The sequence below is a fragment of the Rhodothermales bacterium genome (assembly GCA_034439735.1).
Taxonomy (GTDB): Bacteria; Bacteroidota; Rhodothermia; order Rhodothermales; family JAHQVL01; genus JAWKNW01.
The window spans coordinates 1-19,103 of sequence record JAWXAX010000117.1; the positions used below are offsets into that span (position 1 = coordinate 1).

The following is a 19,103-nucleotide window of genomic DNA, read 5'->3' on the forward strand; positions in this document are numbered from 1 at the left end:
GACGCCGGCGCCGGCGTCATCGGGGCCTACGATTCATGTGCCTTCGTTGGGCCCGGACAGGGCTTTTTCCGGCCGGGTCCGGACGCATCGCCCCATATTGGGTACGCCGGCGGCCCGCTCGAATCGGTCGATGAACGCCGCATCGAAGTAGAGGTGGCGCGCTGGGCCTTGCCGCGTGTCGTGGATGCCCTGCGCGCCGTACATCCGTACGAGACCGTCGCGTACGACGTCTACCCCGTCCTCCAGCCCGACGCTCGCATCGGGATGGGCGCCATCGGGACGACCGATATGCTGCCGTTGCGCGCTTTCCTCGCACGGGTGCGTGACATCCTCGGCGCCGGCCACCTGCGGTTCACTGGCGCGCTTGACGCCCCGATCCGTCGCGTCGCCGTTTGCGGCGGCTCGGGCGGCGACCTGATCCCGGACGCGCTCCGCGCCGGCGTGGATGCGCTGGTGACGGCGGACGTGACGTATCACCGCTATTTCGATGTCTTGGACGCCGCCGGCCACTCTCGGATGGCGCTGATCGATGCCGGCCACTACGAGACGGAACGCCACACCGCGACGCTCCTCCAGTCCTGGCTGGCCGCGCGTTTTGCGAATGTTCGATGGATTTGCTCGACCCGTGAGACAAACCCGGTCCAGTCGTTTCCATGACAGCCCCGCTTCCGCGCCCCGCGTGTCTGGATTCGCGGATCTGAGCCGCCGGGTTACCGGAGAGAACGGGGCCGATGCCCGGCATCCCGGCCCGGACGGGGCGAACCTTCTTTGTGTTGCGCGGTTTATCCCGTTTGCGTTTGACCACGAAGTGAAGCCCAAAAAAAACCTGAGAGTCGACCATGTCAAGCATTGTCCATGAAAGTGGCATCGGTGAACAGCTCAAGGCGCTCATCCGCCTGCAACACGTAGATAGCCGTATCGATCGGCTCGAAAAGATGCGCGGGGATCTCCCCGACGAAATCCGGGACATGGAGGACGAAAAGACCGGCCTCGAGACCCGCCTCAACAACCTCAAGCAGGAGGAAAAGGAGAACGAAGTCGGCATGCGGCAGGCCGAGATCACAATCAAGGAGAGCGAGGGCCTGATCAAGAAGTATGAGGAGCAGCAGCTCCAGGTCCGCAACAACCGCGAGTACGACGCGCTGACGAAGGAGATCGAGGCGCAGAAGCAGCGGATCGTGGACTCGAATCTGCATATCGAGCAGATCAAGATGACCACCGTCTCCAACAAAGTAGCCTTCGAGGAAGCGCAGATCCGGTTGAAGGATCTGCTCGACATCCTCGGTGGGAAGCGGAAGGAGCTCGATGAGGTCCTGGGCGATACGAAGCAGGAGCAGGACGAACTGGAAGGGAAGCGGGCCGAGGCCGAGGGCGCGGTGGATATGCGCTACCTGCGTGCCTACAAACGCCTCCGCAACCGCCTACGCGATGGCCGTGCGTTGGTGCCACTGGAACGCGGTGCCGCGTCGGGCTACGCCGTACCTCCCCAGCGCCAGGTGGAGATCCGCCAGCGCAATCGCATCGTCGCCTGCGAACACACGGGCCGCATCATCGTCGATAGCGAGCTGTATCTGGAGACGATCACCGAACTTGAATCCGCGATGCCTTCAACGCGGTAAAAGAACCTGCAGTACGAGATTATCGCCGGCCGGATCATCGCATACCGCGCAAGCGGCATGAGGAAAGTCCGAACACCATAGGGCGCCGTGCTTCCTAACAGGAAGGTCCCGCCATGCGCGGGAACAGCACGTGCAACAGAGAGCAAACCGGCCGATGGCCCCTCACGGGGCACAGGCTACGGGTGAAAGGGTGGGGTAAGAGCCCACCGGCGTTCCAGGCGACTGGGGCGGCCAGGTAAACCTCACGGGGTGCAAGGCCAAACAATCCCGGCTCGAGCAGGCTTCGGCCAGCTCGGATATGGCGGCCCGTCGAACGGGGTGGGTAGGCTGCTAGAGGCGTGCGGTGACGTACGCCCGAGATAAATGATGGTCGCTGCCTCGTAACGGACGCGGTACCGTTTGGGGGAGACAGAATTCGGCTTACAGGCCGGCGAAATTACCGCAAAAAAGAAGGCAGCAGGATCCGTCCTGCTGCCTTCGCCTTTTTTCTACTGTGCTGATTACTGTGCTGATCTACGGTGCTGTCAGGGCGCCGTAAAGACGCAATGTATTGCGTCTTTACCGAACGCGTGACGCCCTATCGTCCGCTATCGCGCTATCGGTTAGTTATTCACCTCTCCGGCCGGGGCGGCCTCCGTCGCGGGTGCCTCGGTCGCCGGCGTGGGCGGCGGCAACACTGGGACGGCTTGCTCGGTCTGCTGACCCTGAGCCCGCTGCTGGAGCACGCTATTCCGTGTCTCGCCCTGATCGATCAAGAAGTTCGAAAGGACGCAGAGCACGATAAAAAGACCTGCCATCGTCCACGTTGCTTTTTCCAGTACGTCGGGCGCTTGCCGTGCACCCAGCATCTGCTGGGTACCGCCGGATGCGATGCCGGCCAGACCGCCGCCGCGCCCACTCTGAAGCAGCACGACAAATGTCATCAGAACAGCGATGATCGCGATGAGGATAATCAGAAAGGTATACATGATCGTCTAATCGGTTACGGAGCCCTGCGTTTAATCATATCCCCATTGATAAGATCCGGTACCCATGGGGGAATTTGCTGCGCCCTACCGCAGCCTGTCCGCCGCAAGCCGCAAGGCGAGCGCGGTTTTCATATCGGTGATGGCGCCGGAGGCAATACGCTGGAGTGCCTCGTGAAACGGGAGGTATACTACCTCGACAAACTCGTCCACATCCGGACGCGCCTCGCCCAGATGGAGCGACCGCGCCATGAAGAGATATATACATTCATCACTGAAGCCGATCGCCGGGTGGAACGCTCCCAGCGGCTCGAGCCGGTCACACGACCAGCCGGTCTCCTCCTCCAACTCCCGCATCGCCGCGCGTTCGGGGTCATCCCCCGGACCGTCGAGTTTGCCTGCCGGCACTTCAAGAAACTCACGGTCTAGCGCATACCGAAACTGTCGTACCAGCACCACCCGGCCGTCCGGCAAAACCGGCACCACGGCCGCCGCACCGGGATGGACGATACGCTCTCGTACCCCCTCGTTACCGTCCGGCAGCAACACAACATCCCGATATACATCCAGCAGCTGACCGCGAAAGACGGATTCTGATGCCAGGCGTCGTTCCTCGAGGGATTTCATGGGGTTGATGGAATATGGCGTTGATAATGAAGCATGATGCCAGCGCATACCGCGATTGCTGCCGTCTCCGCACGTAATCGGCGCTCGCCTAGAGATACCGCCCGGGCGCCGGCCGCGGTAAGCCGCGCCACCTCGTCGTCCGTAAACCCCCCTTCGGGCCCCACCAGCACCGTCAGCGCCGGTGGGGTCCCCGCACGGGCGATAACGTCCAGAAGCGCGTCTGACGCCGCGTCGCTCGCTTCATGGCAGACGAGTAGAAGTTCGGCGCCGACACCGGAGAGGCATTCCACGAGCGACCGCGGCTCGGCGGTGGACACCACCCGCGAACGCAGGCACTGCTTCATAGCCGCCTGCAGGACGTGTTCGACTCGCGCGGGCCGAATCGACTGCTTCTCCGTCCGCGCCGTCACCAGAGGAATCACCTCGGACACCCCCAGCTCAGTCGCCTTCTCCAGAAAATGACTGAACCGCTTTTCCTGCTTGAGCAGCGCCATGCCGACCCGTAGCCGAAACGCCGGCTCTCCCACCTCCTCCCGTCGCTCTACGATCCGGCCGGCAACCTGGTGCGCATCGATTCCATCGATCACGACGCGATACCACCCCCCCGCCCCATCCACTACAACAATCTCGTCCCCGGTCCGGCGCCGCACCACGCGAAACGCGTGGAGCGCCTCGTCCGGAGGCAAAGTCAGCCGGTCACCGTGGACCCGGTCGGGCGGGGTATAGAAATACGTTGTCATGGCGGGCGGGTTGAAGAGCGGGCAACCACCAAATCGCTCCGCCGGCACGGTGTTCCCACGTCGTTTTACATCGTTCCCACCTCAGAGCCCCACCGACAACCCGACATGCACTTTTGCGTCCGTCGGTGTGTCTTCCGGACTGAGCGCGAAGCTGGTGTTAATGATCCCCATGGCGGTCTCAAACTGAAAACCGAAGCCGTACCCGGGGTACACGGCTTTCTGGCGAACGACGTTCTGCAACGCGGATCGATCCACATACCCGAGATCAAAAAATAGATAGGCAAACGAGGCGCGTTCGAACTGGTAGCGGTACTCCACGAAGCTTCGGTTTACAACCTGACCCCGAAAACGATCCTCTTCGTACCCCCGCAGGCTGGCCGCCCCCCCAAATCGAAAGAGATCGCTTTCGTCAAGCGCTTCGCCAATCACCGCTGAGGTGGCATTTCCAATAACGGCTACCTGCCGAGGGAGCGTCGGGAGATAGACCCGAGCCTGCATGTGGAGCCGCTCCTGCCGGCCCAATGTCACCGACCGCACCGTATCCCCTGCCACCCCTGCATTAAAGGTGGCGCGCTCCTTGAGCCCTCGTTCGAACCGGGTCTCCACGACAAGCCCCCGGCGCGGATTGGCCGGCCGATCCACCCGCCGAAATCGAACCGTCGCACCGGCGTAGAAGGCGTCTGCGCGGGCGATGCGCTGCTGGCCGGCCACAAGCTGGGCGCCGGCAAAACCCGGACGCGTCACCTCCCGACTGAGCGTCAGCAGCAGCTCCAACCCACCTGGCAACCGATACCCCAGCGCCCCGTCGTAGCGCTGCTGCCCATAGGTCGAGTCCTGTTGAAGACCTTCGAAGTTCAGTTCCAGCTGCACGGGCAGCTTCGCCACAAAGGGATCGCGGAACGAGGCGTCGAGTTGGCTGATCTGCCCCGGTAACCGATTGAGCCGCAACGCCATCTCACGACCGCCGCCAAACAGATTACGGAGGTGTAGATTACCGTTGCCCACGAGGCCCTGCGCCCGCCCTCCACCGGTCGGCGGCTGATACCCCAGCACAAGGTCGAACACCCCGGGCGATGCTTCTTCCAGGCCGACGCGTAATCCGATGGCGCCCGACTCGAGCCGGTACAGCGCCGGCCGATCGACGCGCGCAAACTGCATCGTCTCTTCGAGGCGCTGCTGCAAAGCGTCCAGATCGTGTGTAAGCGGGTCGCCGGCGCGAAGGCCCAGCAACCGTTCCACATAATAAGGCCGCGTCCGCGCCGCGCCGGCAAGTTCAATCGCACCCAGAACGACCGGCTCCCCCTCATCCACCGCCATATCGATCCCCAACGACGACTCGGCAGGGTCCCCCTCCACGGTAATAGACTGGATGCGCACGGTCGTCAAGACGTACCCCAGCTCCACGTACGCGTCCAACATGTTCGCGACATCCTCCTCCAATTCCTGTGGATCGAGCAGCCGGCCCGAACGAGTTTTCATGAGCGACCGGAGCGACTCCGGAGACACCACCGCCGCCCCGTGGATCCGCACGGCGCCCACCCGAATCTCTGGCCCGGGAGCCACATATACGACCATTGCTCTCCGCCGATCCGTCCCCACGCGCCGAATGGAGTCGACCTCCGCCAGATAGTGCCCACGCCGGTGGAAAAGCGCCACGATATCCCTCGACACTCGCCCCAGACTGTCCGGATGCCAGCCCGACTGCGGCTTCACCTCGCGGCGCTGCCGGCCGTCGTCGGTCTGCCAGCGCAAAGTCGCCGAGCCGGCCTGCGCCGCCGCGTCCGCACCTACCCACAGTAGCATGCCTATCCACACCACCACGCCGGCCCAGATTTTCAGCCTGCGCCCCGTGGGATTCCCAGCGCTTTTTGCATATCTTTGCATAAACAACGCCTACCTCGCCATGCCCGTGAATCGTACGATCTCCCCTCCCGTCGCAACAGGCGCCTCTTTTACCGCCACGTTTGTTGTACCATTTCTCGTGCTGACCGCCCTGGCCACGGCCGGCTTCCGCGCGCCGGCCTCGCACCGCCTCGAGGAGCAAACGAATGCCTCCTTCCTCCGTTCCTACACCGACACGACCCTCTCAGGTCATCGCGCCGTCCCCGCCGAGACGCTTTCGTACGTGGTCCAGTCCGGCGAAGTGCTCATTTTTAACCTGCCTTCCTCTTTTGGCACCCGACGGATGGAGCGGTACCGCCTCAAGCAAGCGCCGGCGCTGAGCTGGCTCGTCGATCGTTCCTACTTCTGGCGGACGCTTTCGAAGGACGTCGGGGAGCACACGCTCATCTTCGAAGCCACAGCGGTTGGATCGACGCTGGAGGACATCTACGTAGTGGTCGATGTCCGCTGACGACGCGGAGGCCTTACCGGAATTCAGAGACGCGCTGCTTGCCTGGTACGGGCAGGTAGCGCGGCCCATGCCGTGGCGAAATTCGGCCGACCCGTATCGGATATGGCTTTCGGAGATCATGCTCCAGCAGACGCGGGTAGACCAGGTGTTGCCGTATTTCGAACGATTCGTGGCGGCTTTTCCCGATCTGCCGGCCCTCGCTAGCGCCCCACTCGATGAGGTTCTACGCCACTGGGAGGGCCTCGGCTATTATTCCCGAGCCCGCAATCTGCACGCTGCCTCCCGCGCCATGGCCGAACACCACGCGGGGCGCATCCCATCTACCTACGAAGCCATCGTCGCGTTGCCGGGCATAGGCCCCTACACGGCCGCCGCCGTATTGTCCATCGCCTACGGCCGTCCGCACGCCGCGGTGGACGGCAATGTGATCCGTGTCCTGTCCCGCCTGTTCGTCGTGACCGACGATGTCGGAGCCGGCCGCACCCGCGCCCACCTCCAACGCCTCGCGGATACCTTGATCGACCCCCGGCGGCCCGGCGATTATAACCAGGCCCTGATGGAGCTGGGCGCAACGGTTTGCATCCCACGCTCGCCACGATGCGGGGCCTGCCCGATCGCGCTCTGGTGTCGGGCATGCGCCGAAGGGACCCAGGAAAACTTTCCGGTGAAGACGAAAAAAGGGCCTACGCCGCATTATCATCACGTGGTGGGCATCGTCCGCAACGAGGCCGGCGAATATTTAATCCACCAGCGCCACGAGGAGAACATGTTGGGTGGAATGTGGACCTTCCCCGGCGGCCGGCTCGAGGCAGGCGAGTCGGTCGAGGCGGCCTGCCGTCGCCTCCTCCTGGAAGATTTCGACATCGATGCGCTGGCCGAATCGCCGTTTCACCGGCTCTCGCACGCGTATTCCCACTTCAAGATCACGTTGAATGCTTGCGACTGCCAGAACGCCCGCCCGCGGGACACACCCGGTGACCGTCGGCTGAAATGGGTCGCAGCAGAAGCGCTGACCGAGCACGCCTTCGATCGGGCGAGTCGCAAATTGATTGACGCGATACGCCTCCGCGACGCCTCATAGGGGGATTCGGCCCCGACTTTGATTTTGGGACGCGCCTGCCACTCGGCATCGTATCACGTACGTCTCGAATCTACGTCGCCATGGGTTTTTTTCGTACCGGGCTGCCGGCCATGTATCTCCTGTCTCTGTTCGCCCCGGCCAGCGTCGCTCAGTCTACTACTTCATTTCTCGAGGCCCGTTCGATCCGGGCGGCCGAACGGGAGCGGCTCGCCGATGTGCGTGGACTGGATCATGCACCAGAGGACGGGTCGGTCGCGCTCATCGGAATGAGCGACGGGCATCCCGTGTACTTCGGCACCCAAAACGATGCCGTCGCGCTGGCGATGGGCGTGCGCGGCCTGCACTTGCGCGCCGGCGCCTCGCTGACCGGCGCCGGGCAGATCATCGGCCTGTGGGACGAGGGGCCTGTTTACGCGGACCACCAGGAGCTCTCGGGCCGCGTAGCCGACCAGGACGGCGGAGCCCCTTCCAGCCACGCTACCCATGTCGCCGGCACGCTGGCGGCCGCGGGCATCGACCCCGATGCGCGCGGCATGGCGCCGGCGGCCCGCCTCCGTTCACACGACTGGCTTCTACATGCCACGGAGATGCTGGAGGCGGCCCAGGGAGGGATGCTGCTGTCCAACCATTCCTATGGACGCGTGACCGGATGGCACCGGATCCGCGTGAGCGACACCGAAAGCGTCTGGTATTGGTTCGGCGACCCGCGGGTGAGCACCGAGGAAGATTACGCGTTCGGAGCCTATGACCAGGATGCCGCCCATTTCGACGCCGTAACCGACGCTTTCCCCTATTTTTTACCCGTCGTCGCCGCCGGCAACGACCGCGACGACCCGGGCCCCTCCACCGGGACGTACTGGGCACTGACGGAGCAAAGCCGTTGGACGCCGTTTGATGTTTCCGGTCGCCGCATCGCGCCGGACGGAGGGGAGAGCGGATACGACACCATCGCCAGCTTCGCGCTCGCAAAAAACGCGCTCACCGTAGGGTCCCTGGCGCCGGCACCTGCGGGCGTAGGCGATCGCGTCAGCGGATTCAGCGGCATGGGACCAACCGATGACGGGCGCGTCAAGCCGGACGTGATCAGCCCGGGCGAAGACCTGTACTCGCCGGTCGCCCTCGGGCCCGCCTCGTATCGTGTCTCCTCCGGCACCTCGATGGCCGCGCCCACGGTTACAGGTAGCCTGGCCCTGCTTCAAGAACTGGCGGAAAACGAGCGCGGCGCCCCGCTGCGTGCCGCCTCCCTGAAGGGTCTCGTCCTCCACACCGCCCGAGATGTCGGCGCTCCGGGTCCCGACTATAGCTCCGGCTGGGGCCGGTTCGACGCCGCCGCCGCCGCAGAGACGCTGCTCGACGCCACGCATCATCCGACGGTGCTGATGGAAATGGAGCATCCGCTGGTTCAGTCGCACCGTGTACCCCTCACATTGGACCTCTCCGGACCACTCCGCCTTACCCTCTCGTGGACCGATGCGCCCGGGCAACCCCTGGGTAGTCGGTCGCCGGATGTGCTGGACAACCCCACGCCGCACCTGGTGCGTGACCTGGATCTCCGTCTCTACCACCTGCCAAGCGGCCTGGAATACCGACCTTTTGTACTGGACCCGGCCGCCCCGCAGGCCGTGGCCAGGCCGGGGGATAATCGGGTGGATCCCATCGAACAGATCGACCTGCGCGAGGCCCTGGCCGGCTCGTATATCGTCGAGGTATCGATGAAAAACGCCCCCGACACCCCGGTCGCGTTTACCTTGCTCGTCGCCGGCGCTCGGGACGACGCGGACCCCGTAACAGTGGACTCCGCCCACGCCGACGTGCGCGTCGATAGGGTAGAGTTGACCTGGACGGCCCGGCAGGAACGTCTCGCCGGGGCCTATGTGATCGAACGAGCCGTCATCGGTACTGAGGGGTTCAATGGGCCACTCGATGCCCGGTTTGAACCCGTCGCGCTACTGCCTGCCAGACTGGATGCGACCCTACCCGGGAGCGCCGAGGTAGCTGTCGGGAAGAGCTATACCTATACCGAGCCGATCGACGCCTCCGGCGTGCGGTTCTATCGGATGTATTTTGTCGCGCCCCGGTCGAATACCCGTTTCTTCATCACTTCCCTGCGGGTGGACGTACCGCTGCCCGCGCGGCTGGCGGTGGTATCGGCATTCCCGAACCCGTTTCGGGGCCGGGCGACGGCCTTGATAGACGTGCCCGAGACCCAGCAGGTGGTGGTGGAACTGGTGGATGTCCTCGGCCGCCGGCGGTTGCTGCTGGTGGATGCTCCGCTCGCCGCGGGACGGCATACGGTGCCCATCGAAGCAGAGGCTCTGCCGGCAGGGCTGTATTATATTCGCCTGATAGGCACGCGCGGCACGGCGACTCGATCCATCATTCACATGCCGGGCCATTGAACGGGAAGGTAGCCGGAGCGTATATTGACCGCGGGCTCTCGCTCTCATACACCTGAACTGGCGGTCGCACATGTCAGAAATTGTTATCTGGATCCTGTTTTTTGTCTTTTACCTGATCTTCCAGGTACTCGGTAAAAAGAAGCGACCGAAACCCCAGACGTTGCCGCCGGAAGCTACCGGTGGGGAGGACGGCTCGAGCCGACCGGCCACCCTCGAGGACGCGCTTCGGGAGATCCAGGAGGCGCTGCGCCAACCCGGGAATCAGCCCGGGAATCAACCGCGAGAACAGCCCAGATCGCTGCCTTCGACGGCGTCCGAGCCCGTTCGCCCCTTGCCGGCACCGCCCCGAAAGCTGCCGCAGCGCGCGACATCATCCGACTTCCGGAGCCTGGAAGCCCCCCCACGGGAGATGGCCGGCCCGGAGTTCCAGCGACGCGAGCGCACCAACCTCGAGCGCACCCATTGGGAGGAACCACTCGCCCGACGAACGGAGGTCCCTCGCCCTGTCGAAGTGCGCCCATCGACATCGACGCCTCTCATCAAGTCGTCGCTTATCGGAGCGAGGACGGCTGGTATCCCCTCCCCGACTACACAGGCCAGCCTGTTACGTGCATCGATCGCAGACGACGTTCGGGATCCAAAGCGCCTGCAAAAGGCCTGGCTGCTCAAGGAAGTGTTTGACGATCCCGCCTATAAGCGGCTCATCAAACCAGGATCGTAAGTTTTATTCGTTCGGGAATGCCCCGCCTTTCTTAAATGCCGAGGCCCCTATCGCGCCGCCGGCCGTGCCCAGTACGGCGCCCAGAAGGATACCGACGAGCACCAGGCCGATAAAAAACATGGGGCTATCGACAAGCCCCATGATGGTGTCGAGCTGCTCGGAGGGCATCTGGCCGCTTTCTTCCAACTGCTGGAAGGCTTCCTCCATCGTAGGGGTCAGGCCGAGTTTCGACGAGATATACCCCAACACTGAACTGACGACGGAAGCAATGACGCCGGTGAGAGCGCCCATGCTGGCGCCGGTCCCTCCGGCAATCGTTAATTCGTAGGAATTGGTATAGTGCCAGGTCGACATCAGGCCGGCCCCGATATAGGCCAGGCAACAGAGACATCCTCCCACGACCGGGACATTGGCCAGGAGCGTGACGAGTACGCCGGAGGCGACCCCGCTCAGAAGGATGGATTGCATCTTGTTCGACATGCCGTTCAGAATTAAATGGGAGGTTGGGCGATTTTCAGCTGTCGGCAACGGGTCGAATCGCAGCCGGCGCCGGCGGAAAATAGCACCTACGTTCCGAAGAAAAAACGGATACAGCAGGCTTATCTGATCGTATGCACGACCGCCGAATGCGGTGCGGGCAGGTTATCGACCGCCCGGGCGAGCACTACCCCGGCGACCAACCCAAATATCAGCCCCGTGGTAGTCCGTGTGAACGGGGTATTTTGCCCTATCTGGAGGGCCGTCAACGCCCAGTCAATTCCCAGGGGTACCACGCCGGCCGCGAGCAACGCCAGCGTATGCCGGCCAATAGAATCGGTGTGACGCCGAACGAGAGGCCACAAGAGTAACGCCGCTGCCAGACCCACATATACCCCGAAACAGCGTTGACACACGGCAAACGGCAACCCGGCAACGTGAAACGTTCGATCCGGCAACTGATGGCACACCTGCGCGAAGGCGAGCACGACCATGTGACGCCAGCCAGGCGGCAGGACGGTCGGCAGGACGATGAGGAGCGGGACCAGGAAAACGCTGATCTGGAGTAAGCGGCGTAGTACTCGGTTTGGCATCATGCTTGAAGATAGGATGGTTGGGACATTCATGCATCCGTTCTGGCAGATTTTGCACGACATCCTGACACGGCGTCACGGCGCGTACGCGCCTGTCTCGCGCGTTCTGTCAGCCAGGCTGACGGGTTCGCCTGCTGACCGGCCGGCCGGCCGGTCTCTGGAACACCGTCTACCCTTCCGGGTTTATCAGGGCCGCCGCGCAAACCCCTTCCATAACGTTGTCAACGATGGCTCGTTCAGGTGTTGACGGTATAGTGGCTGCCGGATAGGGCCGAGGCCATTCCCCTTTTTTTCTTGAATACACATGACGTGCATCCCCGCACTGGCACTCCTCTCAAGAGAGTGCTAACAGGGAGGCGCCGAAGTGAGTGAATACGTACTCTCATCAACTAAACCAATCCAGGAGGATAACCAGATGGCAAGCATCAAGCCGCTTGGCGACCGCGTTGTTGTCCGCCCAGAACCAGCCGAAGAAAAAACTTCGAGCGGGCTCTACATCCCCGATGCAGCGAAAGAGAAACCCCAGCGGGGTACCATCGTCGCCGTCGGACCCGGGCGTGTTGAAAATGGCACCAAGATCGACATGACGGTCAAGAAATCCGACATCGTCCTCTACGGCAAATACGCCGGCACCGAAATCACAATCGGCGGCGAAGAGCTGTTGATCATGCGTGAGACGGACATCCTCGGCATCGTCGACTGATCGGTCAAAATAGGCCCTATTGGGCCATTTTTGACATTTGTTACGACTAGAAACCAGATACAATCATGGCAAAGCAAATCATCTTTAACACGGAGGCCCGCAACGCCCTGAAGCGCGGTGTGGATACTCTTGCGGATGCCGTCAAGGTTACGCTCGGCCCGAAAGGCCGTAACGTGATCATCGAGAAGAAATTCGGCTCGCCGACGGTAACCAAGGACGGCGTGACCGTCGCGAAAGAAATCGAGCTCGAGAACAAGCTCGAGAACGTCGGCGCGCAGATGGTGAAGGAAGTCGCATCCAAAACCAGCGACGTCGCCGGCGACGGCACCACGACGGCCACTGTGCTCGCCCAGGCGATCATGAGCGCCGGCCTGAAGAACGTCACGGCCGGTGCGAACCCGATGGATCTCAAGCGCGGGATCGATAAAGCGGTCATCCGCGTGATCGAGGAGTTGCGCAAGCAGAGCCGCGACATCGAGGACAAGACGGAAATCGCACAGGTCGCTACGATTTCTGCGAACAACGACTCGGACATCGGCAACCTGATCGCCGATGCGTTCGAGCGCGTGGGTAAAGACGGTGTCATCACCGTTGAAGAAGCCCGCGGCACCGAAACGACCCTCGAGGTCGTTGAAGGCATGCAGTTCGACCGCGGCTACCTCTCGCCGTACTTCGTGACGAACGCGGACAGCATGGAAGTCGTCATGGAAGACGCCTACATCCTGATCCACGACAAGAAGATCGGTTCGATGAAGGACATGCTCCCGATCCTGGAGAAGATCGCCCAGATGGGCCGTCCGCTCCTCGTCATCGCCGAGGATGTTGAGGGCGAAGCCCTCGCGACCCTCGTCGTAAACAAACTGCGCGGCACCCTACGCGTGGCGGCCGTCAAGGCCCCGGGCTTCGGCGATCGCCGGAAGGCCATGCTGGAAGACATCGCGGTCATCTCGGGCGGCTCGGTCATCTCCGAGGAGAAAGGCTACAAGCTCGAGAGCACCACGCTGGATGCCCTCGGCATCGCCAAGCGTGTGGTGATCGACAAGGACAACACGACGCTCGTCGACGGCGCCGGCGAGCAGGATCAGATCAAGGCCCGCGTCAACCAGATCAAGCAGCAGATCGAAGTTACGACGAGCGACTACGACAAGGAGAAGCTCCAGGAGCGCCTTGCCAAGCTCTCGGGCGGCGTCGCTGTGCTGAAGATCGGCGCGGCCACCGAGCCTGAAATGAAGGAGAAGAAGGCGCGTGTCGAAGACGCGTTGCATGCCACCCGCGCGGCCATCGAAGAAGGCATCGTGGCGGGCGGCGGCGTAGCCTACCTCCGCGCCATCCCGGCGCTCGAGTCGGTCGTAACGGAGAACGAAGATCAGACGATCGGCGTCGCCATCGTGCGTCGCGCGATTGAAGAGCCGCTCCGTCAGATCGCCGCGAACGCCGGCCAGGAAGGCTCGATCATCGTCCAGCGGGTCAAGGAAGGTAAAGGTGATTTCGGGTACAACGCCCGCACCGAAACCTTCGGCAACCTGATCAAGGAAGGTGTCATCGACCCGACCAAGGTTACGCGCACCGCGCTCGAAAACGCGGCGTCCGTCGCCGGCCTGCTCCTGACCACGGAAGCGGTCGTGGCCGACAAGCCCGAGCGCGAAAAGGGATCCGCCGGCGCTCCGCATGGCGGCGAAATGGGCGGCATGGGCGGGATGGACTTCTAGATGGTCTCAGGTTCGAGGTTCAAGGTTTAAGGACTTTACCCATCGAACTGAATCATCCCTGAAACGCCAGGCGGCGAGGCCTTCGGGCCTTGCCGCCCTTTTTTTGTGCCTGCCGTTATCGATCGAGGCGCTCGATCACGGCCAGGGTGAGCCGGCTGACATTGACCAGTCGCTGCTGCTCGTCGCGGATCTCGATGTGCCAGACGTGGGTGGTCTTTCCCAGATGAAAGGGGCGGGCGACCCCTACGACCCGGCCTCCCCGAACGCCGCGGATATGGTTCGCATTGATGTCCAGCCCGACACAGTGGTGCGTGCGCTGGTCGATGCAAAGCGTCCCGCCGACACTCCCCAGCGTCTCCGCCAGGACCACCGACGCCCCGCCGTGCAGGATGCCGAAGGGCGTGTGGGTGCGCGGATCGACCGGCATGGTGCCCTCGAGGAAGTCGTCGCCGACGGCTGTAATGACGATGCCCAGATGGCCGGCCATGACGGACTGCCCCCAGGCGTTTAGCTGCACCAGGTCGATGGGACTGTGCCAGATGGAGGGAGATGGAGGCATGTATCTACCCGTGTGCTGGATATAGTCTATAAAAATGCGCATCATGCGCGTTCCAAAGCGTCGCTCCCAGAGACCGAACACCGCCCATGAACAGACGAATCGTTATCCTCCTCAGTGCGCTACTCCTCGCCGGCTGCGATACACCCCCCCAGCCTCCCCCGAACATCGTATTTATCATGGCGGACGACCTCGGGTACGGCGACATTGGCGTGTACGGGCAAAACGCGATTCAGACCCCAAATCTGGACCGAATGGCGGCCGAGGGTATGCGGTTCACGCAATTTTACGCCGGCTCCACCGTCTGCGCGCCGTCGCGGGCCGTGCTCATGACGGGCAAACACATCGGGCACAATGATATTCGCGGCAACCTGGAATTGCAACCGGTCGGCCAACAACCGCTGCCTGCGGCCAACGTCACCCTGGCTGAAGTGCTCCAGCAGGCCGGTTATGCCACTGGACTGATAGGCAAATGGGGCCTCGGGCATATCGGCACGGAAGGGCACCCTAACCGACAGGGCTTTGATCACTTTTTTGGGTATCTCGACCAGCGCCACGCCCACAACTTTTACACGGAGTTTTTATTTCGGAACGAAGAGCGAGTGACGCTACCGGGTAACCGAATGCCCGAACCGAAGCGGGAAGACGGCGCCGGCGAGGCCGTCGAGAAGGGCACCTACAGCCACGACCTGTTCGCCGAAGAAGCTCTCGGATTTATCGATGCCCACCAGGACGAGCCGTTTTTCCTCTACCTCGCCCTCACCATCCCGCACGCCAACAACGAAGCGGGACCGCGTGGCATGGAAGTCCCCGATTACGGGGACTATGGTGACCGGGGGTGGCCGGCATCCGCGCAGGGCCTCGCGGCCATGGTCACGCGGATGGACCGGGACATCGGCCGACTCCTCGAACGCTTGCGTGAACGGGGGCTCGACGAGCGCACGCTTGTCATCTTCACATCCGATAACGGCCCTCACGCGGAAGGCGGCAACGACCCGGACTATTTCGACTCAAACGGTCCGTTCCGAGGCATCAAACGGTCGCTCTATGAAGGCGGCATCCGCGTCCCGATGATCGCCCGTTGGCCAGGCCGGATCGCGGCCGGCGCGGTGTCCGAACACGTCGGCTATCACGGCGACTTCATCACCACATTCGCCGCCCTCGTCGACCAACCAGCGCCCGATTCGCTGGATAGCATCAGCCTGCTCCCCACCCTGCTCGGCCAGGGCGAGCAGTCGCAGCACCCGTATCTGTACTGGGCGTTTTACGAACAGGGCTCGCGTCAGGCCGTCAGGGCCGGCGCACTGAAAGCGATCCGGGAGCCCATGTTCAGTGGTCCCGTCGCCTTATATGACCTGACGACCGACCCCGGCGAGACGACCAATCGGGCCGGAGAGCATCCGGAAGAAGCAAAACGACTCGCCGCGCTTATGGACGAAGCGCATGTGGCGCACTCCCTGTGGGATGCGAACTAGTTGGCAGGTTTGCAGGTTTGCAGGTTTTATGATCTAGGCCAACATGCCAACCCGCCAACCTGCAACCTGTCAACCTGCAACCAATCAGTAGTTGACGGCGCGTGGGAGGCCTTTTGCCTGCTTGCACCAGTCGGTTATAGCCGCTAGCGTGGGGAGCTGGCGGACGAGTTTTTTCGCGGCGTTGACCTCCACCATCTTGGCGTGCAGGTTCTCCGGCTTGCGCGTGCCGAGTTCAACCACGGTATCGACGCCGGCAGCTTCGAGCAGTTCGCTGTATTCGCCGCCGATGCCCTTGATTCGCATCAAGTCCGCATGGTTAACAAAGCGGAGGATGCGCTTGTCATCAATCCCGCTCTTCGCGACGATTTCCTTGCGACCTGCCGGCGTGCCCCCTTTCTTCAGCAGTGACTCCACAGATCCAACGCCGGCTTTCTTCAGTTTCTCGGCTAGCGTGTCGGCGATACCCTCGATGGTTGTCAGTTTTGCCATAAAAAGCCTCTTGAACAATAGTGCAGGATGTTACGGATCGGCTGGAGTCCGTCGCTGCCCGGCGTCACGGCTCCCATGAAGGAGGGTGTCGTGTTCTTCGGACGCCTATTCATCCGAAACCGGGGAATTGCTACGTACACACCAGCCTTGCTGTGGGTCGGGCGCAAAAGTAAGTAGAATTTAACTGTGCATCAATCCCCGGCCCCCGGCCCCGGCATGATCGGCGAAGTAATAGCTAATATGTTTGATTTATACCGCCCCCAACCTATTTTCCCGGCAGTTGGACCCACAAATGTCCACTAACCTAACCACTCACTCACCAAAGCAATGCTCAAAGAGTTTAAGGAGTTTGCTGTTAAGGGCAACGTCGTCGACATGGCGGTCGGTATCATCATCGGCGCGGCGTTCGGCACGATTGTTCAGTCACTTGTCAACGATGTCATCATGCCCCCCATTGGCCTGATGCTCGGCAACGTCGACTTCTCCAACCTGTTCTTCGTCATCAAGGAAGGAGCCGTCGTAGGCCCGTACGCCGCGCTTGCCGCGGCGAAGGAAGCCGGCGCCGTCACGGTCAACTACGGCGCGTTCATCAACACGGTTGTGAGCTTCCTTATAGTCGCTTTCTGTGTGTTCCTCCTCGTAAAAGCTGTGAACAACCTGAAGAAGAAGGAAGAAGCCGCGCCGTCCGTACCGGCGGCGCCTTCCAACGAGGAAAAGCTGCTCGGCGAAATCCGCGACTTGCTCCGCGCGCGTTGAGCTACCAGGCGTAGGTACCGCCACGCGGCGTCGCGCCTTTATCGAATAAAAAGGACCCTCTCGTCACGTGACGGGAGGGTCCTTTTGTATAAACCCGGCGGGGCTCAGGGCATTTCGCCGTACTTGTCCTGATGAAGCCGGCGGGCGCTGTCGAGCCAGCCATCACGCTCGATGCGTCCGGGGAAGTAATTGAGATGCTCGCCGATGCGTTCGATTTCTGCTTCGGTGAGGTGAGCGATCTGACGGTAGGTCGTGATCTCTATCTCCCCGAGCCGGCGCTCGATGACGGGTCCAATGCCGTAGATCTTCTTGAGATCGTCCCGACTGCCGACCGGCATCTTCTTGCTGGCGGCGTTGGACGCTTTGCGCATGACGGGCACGGAGGCCACACCGGTGAGTGTACCGGCGTCGGAGGCACCGAGGGCCGGCGCAGGTGCCGCAACTGCCCGGGCGACAGGCGGCGCCTTCAAGCGTGCTTCCGCCAGCACGAGGCTCTGCTGGCAGGCCTCGAGTTCACGTTGGGCCTTCATCAGAGCATCGTTGAGCACCGTGCCCGTGATTGAAGGTTCAGGTGAGACGACCGTGCGGGCCGGCCGCTCGAATTTCACTTCTTTCATCGCCATTTCCTGATAGGCGTCCCCACGGATGATACCGCGAAGGTACCAGCCCAGTGTGATGCCGGCGGCGAGCGTGAGTGCGATCCAGAACAGAATCTGGCCAAAAAGATACAGCATTATTGTCCTCCTTTTAAGCTGAATTCGACGCGACGGTTCTTAATTCGTCCTTCGAGGGTCGTATTGGTGGCAACAGGGCGTGTGGGGCCGAAACCGATGGCGGTAAGCCGGCCTGACCCGATGCCCCGGGTGACGAGGTAGTCGCGCACGGCGTCGGCGCGACTCTGGCTGAGGGCATTGTTGAGCGCGACCGAACCCAGGATGTCGGTATGGCCCTGGACTTCGACGGCGACCGACTCTGCGTCGTCCATGACGGCGGCGACGCGATCGAGCAATTCCTTGGAGGCCGGCACCAGTTCCGCGGTGTTGATGAGGAACTGCACCTTATGGCCGGCCAGGACCGCCTCGAGGTCGGTGCGCATCCGGATGACAGCCGCCGCTTCCGGTGCGCCTACCGTCTCGAGTACGCGCAGATCGACCAGCAGTGTGCGAGCGCCCGCCAGGGCGGCCTCGGCGTCTTGGACGACGACCGCGCGCTGCAACGGCGTGGGCACATCGCCCCGCAGGGCGACGGCAGCGGCGCTAACGCGTACGGTGGGTTGCTGGACGGCGTTGATAGCCGGCAACATCGTCACGAATCCTTCGATCCACATGCCGAATGCGGCATCGAGGGTCGTTTCATCTGTCACGGTATGCGTCGGGAAGGCGTCGCGGACGGCTTGCAGGAATCGGTCACGGGTAGCGGAGTCCGGCAGCCGGCCGGACAGACGCATCTGTCGGGCATCCGTGGTGAGGGTGAAGAGCACCTCCGCGTCGGCCACATCCGTGGGGGCCGAGGCCGTGAGGGAAGAATCGACCGTGAGGTTGTTCGCCAGGACGCGTACCGGGTAGGACGACAATACAGCCCCGACCCGTCGCTTCTCGTCTTCCGAAGCCACCGGGCCTTCGAGCGTGGCATCGCGGCCTTCAAAGGACACCTGGTCGATGCCGATGCCGGCGCGCTCCAGCGCGATCTTCTGTCGCGCGCGCCGCATCAAATCCGTCTCGATAGGCTCCGCTCGGAAAATAAACGTCAGCGTCTGGAGCAAGGCGAGCGTCGTAAGCGTCAAGAGGATAGCTTTGCCGTACTTCATGATAACAAGATCTTCATCGCGAGAATAAAATCC

Annotated in this window: 20 protein-coding genes and 1 other RNA gene; 11 read left to right on the forward strand and 10 right to left on the reverse strand. The window is 62.5% G+C overall.

The window, feature by feature from the left end:
• The 3 genes from SH809_09090 to rnpB all read left to right on the forward strand — a co-directional run.
• Positions 1-657 (forward strand): Nif3-like dinuclear metal center hexameric protein (locus tag SH809_09090; protein MDZ4699846.1); only part of this gene is annotated, 657 nt, incomplete at its 5' end.
• A 182-nt stretch (positions 658-839) separates the two neighbouring features.
• On the forward strand, positions 840-1,619 hold the full coding sequence (locus tag SH809_09095; GenBank protein MDZ4699847.1) for a hypothetical protein: 780 nt from the start codon (positions 840-842) through the stop codon (positions 1,617-1,619).
• Positions 1,620-1,640: 21 nt separating this feature from the next.
• An RNA gene (gene rnpB, locus SH809_09100) (RNase P RNA component class A) lies at positions 1,641-2,058 on the forward strand.
• 163 nt (positions 2,059-2,221) lie between these two features.
• Here rnpB and secG read toward each other — a convergent pair.
• The 4 genes from secG to SH809_09120 form a co-directional block, all read right to left on the reverse strand.
• On the reverse strand, positions 2,222-2,587 hold the full coding sequence (secG, locus tag SH809_09105) for a preprotein translocase subunit SecG (GenBank protein MDZ4699848.1): 366 nt from the start codon (positions 2,585-2,587) through the stop codon (positions 2,222-2,224).
• Between the two features lie 84 nt (positions 2,588-2,671).
• On the reverse strand, positions 2,672-3,211 hold the full coding sequence (locus SH809_09110; GenBank protein MDZ4699849.1) for an NUDIX hydrolase: 540 nt from the start codon (positions 3,209-3,211) through the stop codon (positions 2,672-2,674).
• A complete protein-coding gene (locus SH809_09115; protein MDZ4699850.1) occupies positions 3,208-3,951 on the reverse strand; it encodes an RsmE family RNA methyltransferase in 744 nt (247 codons plus the stop codon). Before SH809_09115 ends, SH809_09110 begins: the two co-directional genes overlap by 4 nt.
• Positions 3,952-4,032: 81 nt before the next feature.
• Positions 4,033-5,754 carry a POTRA domain-containing protein gene (locus SH809_09120; GenBank protein ID MDZ4699851.1) on the reverse strand — a complete coding sequence of 574 codons (1,722 nt, stop codon included), beginning with the start codon at positions 5,752-5,754 and terminating at the stop codon, positions 4,033-4,035.
• On the opposite strand from SH809_09120, the gene SH809_09125 reads away from it, so the two are divergent.
• From SH809_09125 to SH809_09140, 4 genes are all read left to right on the forward strand, one after another.
• A complete protein-coding gene (locus SH809_09125; protein MDZ4699852.1) occupies positions 5,753-6,304 on the forward strand; it encodes a hypothetical protein in 552 nt (183 codons plus the stop codon). The genes SH809_09120 and SH809_09125 overlap by 2 nt on opposite strands.
• Positions 6,294-7,385, forward strand: coding sequence for an A/G-specific adenine glycosylase (gene mutY, locus SH809_09130; protein ID MDZ4699853.1), 1,092 nt, complete (start codon positions 6,294-6,296; stop codon positions 7,383-7,385). The genes SH809_09125 and mutY overlap by 11 nt, the downstream gene beginning before the upstream one ends.
• A gap of 80 nt (positions 7,386-7,465) precedes the next feature.
• A complete protein-coding gene (locus SH809_09135; GenBank protein ID MDZ4699854.1) occupies positions 7,466-9,784 on the forward strand; it encodes a S8 family serine peptidase in 2,319 nt (772 codons plus the stop codon).
• 70 nt (positions 9,785-9,854) lie between these two features.
• Positions 9,855-10,505 (forward strand): hypothetical protein, encoded by a 651-nt coding sequence (locus tag SH809_09140; protein ID MDZ4699855.1) that lies wholly within the window; start codon positions 9,855-9,857, stop codon positions 10,503-10,505.
• 3 nt (positions 10,506-10,508) lie between these two features.
• Here SH809_09140 and SH809_09145 read toward each other — a convergent pair whose 3' ends face one another.
• The gene (locus tag SH809_09145; GenBank protein ID MDZ4699856.1) at positions 10,509-10,973 is read right to left on the reverse strand and encodes a hypothetical protein; all 465 of its coding nucleotides are present in this window, start codon (positions 10,971-10,973) and stop codon (positions 10,509-10,511) included.
• A gap of 131 nt (positions 10,974-11,104) precedes the next feature.
• Complete coding sequence (locus tag SH809_09150; protein MDZ4699857.1) at positions 11,105-11,578, reverse strand: DUF2085 domain-containing protein; 474 nt, start codon at positions 11,576-11,578, stop codon at positions 11,105-11,107.
• 412 nt (positions 11,579-11,990) lie between these two features.
• Here SH809_09150 and SH809_09155 point away from each other — a divergent pair, with 412 nt between their 5' ends.
• Both SH809_09155 and groL read left to right on the forward strand, forming a co-directional pair.
• Positions 11,991-12,278: a co-chaperone GroES gene (locus tag SH809_09155; GenBank protein ID MDZ4699858.1), complete on the forward strand. Its 288-nt coding sequence runs from the start codon at positions 11,991-11,993 to the stop codon at positions 12,276-12,278.
• 62 nt (positions 12,279-12,340) lie between these two features.
• Positions 12,341-13,987 carry a chaperonin GroEL gene (gene groL / locus SH809_09160; protein MDZ4699859.1) on the forward strand — a complete coding sequence of 549 codons (1,647 nt, stop codon included), beginning with the start codon at positions 12,341-12,343 and terminating at the stop codon, positions 13,985-13,987.
• A 115-nt stretch (positions 13,988-14,102) separates the two neighbouring features.
• On the opposite strand, the gene SH809_09165 is transcribed toward groL, so the two are convergent.
• Positions 14,103-14,546: a hotdog fold thioesterase gene (locus SH809_09165; GenBank protein MDZ4699860.1), complete on the reverse strand. Its 444-nt coding sequence runs from the start codon at positions 14,544-14,546 to the stop codon at positions 14,103-14,105.
• Between the two features lie 86 nt (positions 14,547-14,632).
• Here SH809_09165 and SH809_09170 point away from each other — a divergent pair, with 86 nt between their 5' ends.
• On the forward strand, positions 14,633-16,018 hold the full coding sequence (locus SH809_09170) for an arylsulfatase (protein ID MDZ4699861.1): 1,386 nt from the start codon (positions 14,633-14,635) through the stop codon (positions 16,016-16,018).
• An 84-nt stretch (positions 16,019-16,102) separates the two neighbouring features.
• Here SH809_09170 and SH809_09175 read toward each other — a convergent pair whose 3' ends face one another.
• The gene (locus tag SH809_09175) at positions 16,103-16,507 is read right to left on the reverse strand and encodes a DUF4332 domain-containing protein (protein ID MDZ4699862.1); all 405 of its coding nucleotides are present in this window, start codon (positions 16,505-16,507) and stop codon (positions 16,103-16,105) included.
• Between the two features lie 327 nt (positions 16,508-16,834).
• On the opposite strand from SH809_09175, the gene mscL reads away from it, so the two are divergent.
• Positions 16,835-17,263, forward strand: coding sequence for a large-conductance mechanosensitive channel protein MscL (gene mscL, locus SH809_09180; GenBank protein MDZ4699863.1), 429 nt, complete (start codon positions 16,835-16,837; stop codon positions 17,261-17,263).
• 104 nt (positions 17,264-17,367) lie between these two features.
• Here mscL and SH809_09185 read toward each other — a convergent pair whose 3' ends face one another.
• Positions 17,368-17,997 carry a hypothetical protein gene (locus tag SH809_09185; protein MDZ4699864.1) on the reverse strand — a complete coding sequence of 210 codons (630 nt, stop codon included), beginning with the start codon at positions 17,995-17,997 and terminating at the stop codon, positions 17,368-17,370.
• Positions 17,997-19,070: an OmpA family protein gene (locus tag SH809_09190; protein MDZ4699865.1), complete on the reverse strand. Its 1,074-nt coding sequence runs from the start codon at positions 19,068-19,070 to the stop codon at positions 17,997-17,999. The genes SH809_09185 and SH809_09190 overlap by 1 nt, the downstream gene beginning before the upstream one ends.
• Positions 19,071-19,103: the final 33 nt, after the last annotated feature.

Bases quoted from the DNA above. Each gene is read 5' to 3' on its own strand.
- SH809_09095 (MDZ4699847.1), top strand. From the start codon at position 840: ATGTCAAGCATTGTCCATGAAAGTGGCATCGGTGAACAGCTCAAGGCG.
- secG (MDZ4699848.1), bottom strand. From the start codon at position 2,587: ATGTATACCTTTCTGATTATCCTCATCGCGATCATCGCTGTTCTGATG.
- SH809_09110 (MDZ4699849.1), bottom strand. From the start codon at position 3,211: ATGAAATCCCTCGAGGAACGACGCCTGGCATCAGAATCCGTCTTTCGC.
- SH809_09115 (MDZ4699850.1), bottom strand. From the start codon at position 3,951: ATGACAACGTATTTCTATACCCCGCCCGACCGGGTCCACGGTGACCGG.
- SH809_09125 (MDZ4699852.1), top strand. From the start codon at position 5,753: ATGCCTATCCACACCACCACGCCGGCCCAGATTTTCAGCCTGCGCCCC.
- SH809_09120 (MDZ4699851.1), bottom strand. From the start codon at position 5,754: ATGCTACTGTGGGTAGGTGCGGACGCGGCGGCGCAGGCCGGCTCGGCG.
- mutY (MDZ4699853.1), top strand. From the start codon at position 6,294: ATGTCCGCTGACGACGCGGAGGCCTTACCGGAATTCAGAGACGCGCTG.
- SH809_09135 (MDZ4699854.1), top strand. From the start codon at position 7,466: ATGGGTTTTTTTCGTACCGGGCTGCCGGCCATGTATCTCCTGTCTCTG.
- SH809_09140 (MDZ4699855.1), top strand. From the start codon at position 9,855: ATGTCAGAAATTGTTATCTGGATCCTGTTTTTTGTCTTTTACCTGATC.
- SH809_09145 (MDZ4699856.1), bottom strand. From the start codon at position 10,973: ATGCAATCCATCCTTCTGAGCGGGGTCGCCTCCGGCGTACTCGTCACG.
- SH809_09150 (MDZ4699857.1), bottom strand. From the start codon at position 11,578: ATGATGCCAAACCGAGTACTACGCCGCTTACTCCAGATCAGCGTTTTC.
- SH809_09155 (MDZ4699858.1), top strand. From the start codon at position 11,991: ATGGCAAGCATCAAGCCGCTTGGCGACCGCGTTGTTGTCCGCCCAGAA.
- SH809_09165 (MDZ4699860.1), bottom strand. From the start codon at position 14,546: ATGCCTCCATCTCCCTCCATCTGGCACAGTCCCATCGACCTGGTGCAG.
- SH809_09170 (MDZ4699861.1), top strand. From the start codon at position 14,633: ATGAACAGACGAATCGTTATCCTCCTCAGTGCGCTACTCCTCGCCGGC.
- SH809_09175 (MDZ4699862.1), bottom strand. From the start codon at position 16,507: ATGGCAAAACTGACAACCATCGAGGGTATCGCCGACACGCTAGCCGAG.
- mscL (MDZ4699863.1), top strand. From the start codon at position 16,835: ATGCTCAAAGAGTTTAAGGAGTTTGCTGTTAAGGGCAACGTCGTCGAC.
- SH809_09185 (MDZ4699864.1), bottom strand. From the start codon at position 17,997: ATGCTGTATCTTTTTGGCCAGATTCTGTTCTGGATCGCACTCACGCTC.
- SH809_09190 (MDZ4699865.1), bottom strand. From the start codon at position 19,070: ATGAAGTACGGCAAAGCTATCCTCTTGACGCTTACGACGCTCGCCTTG.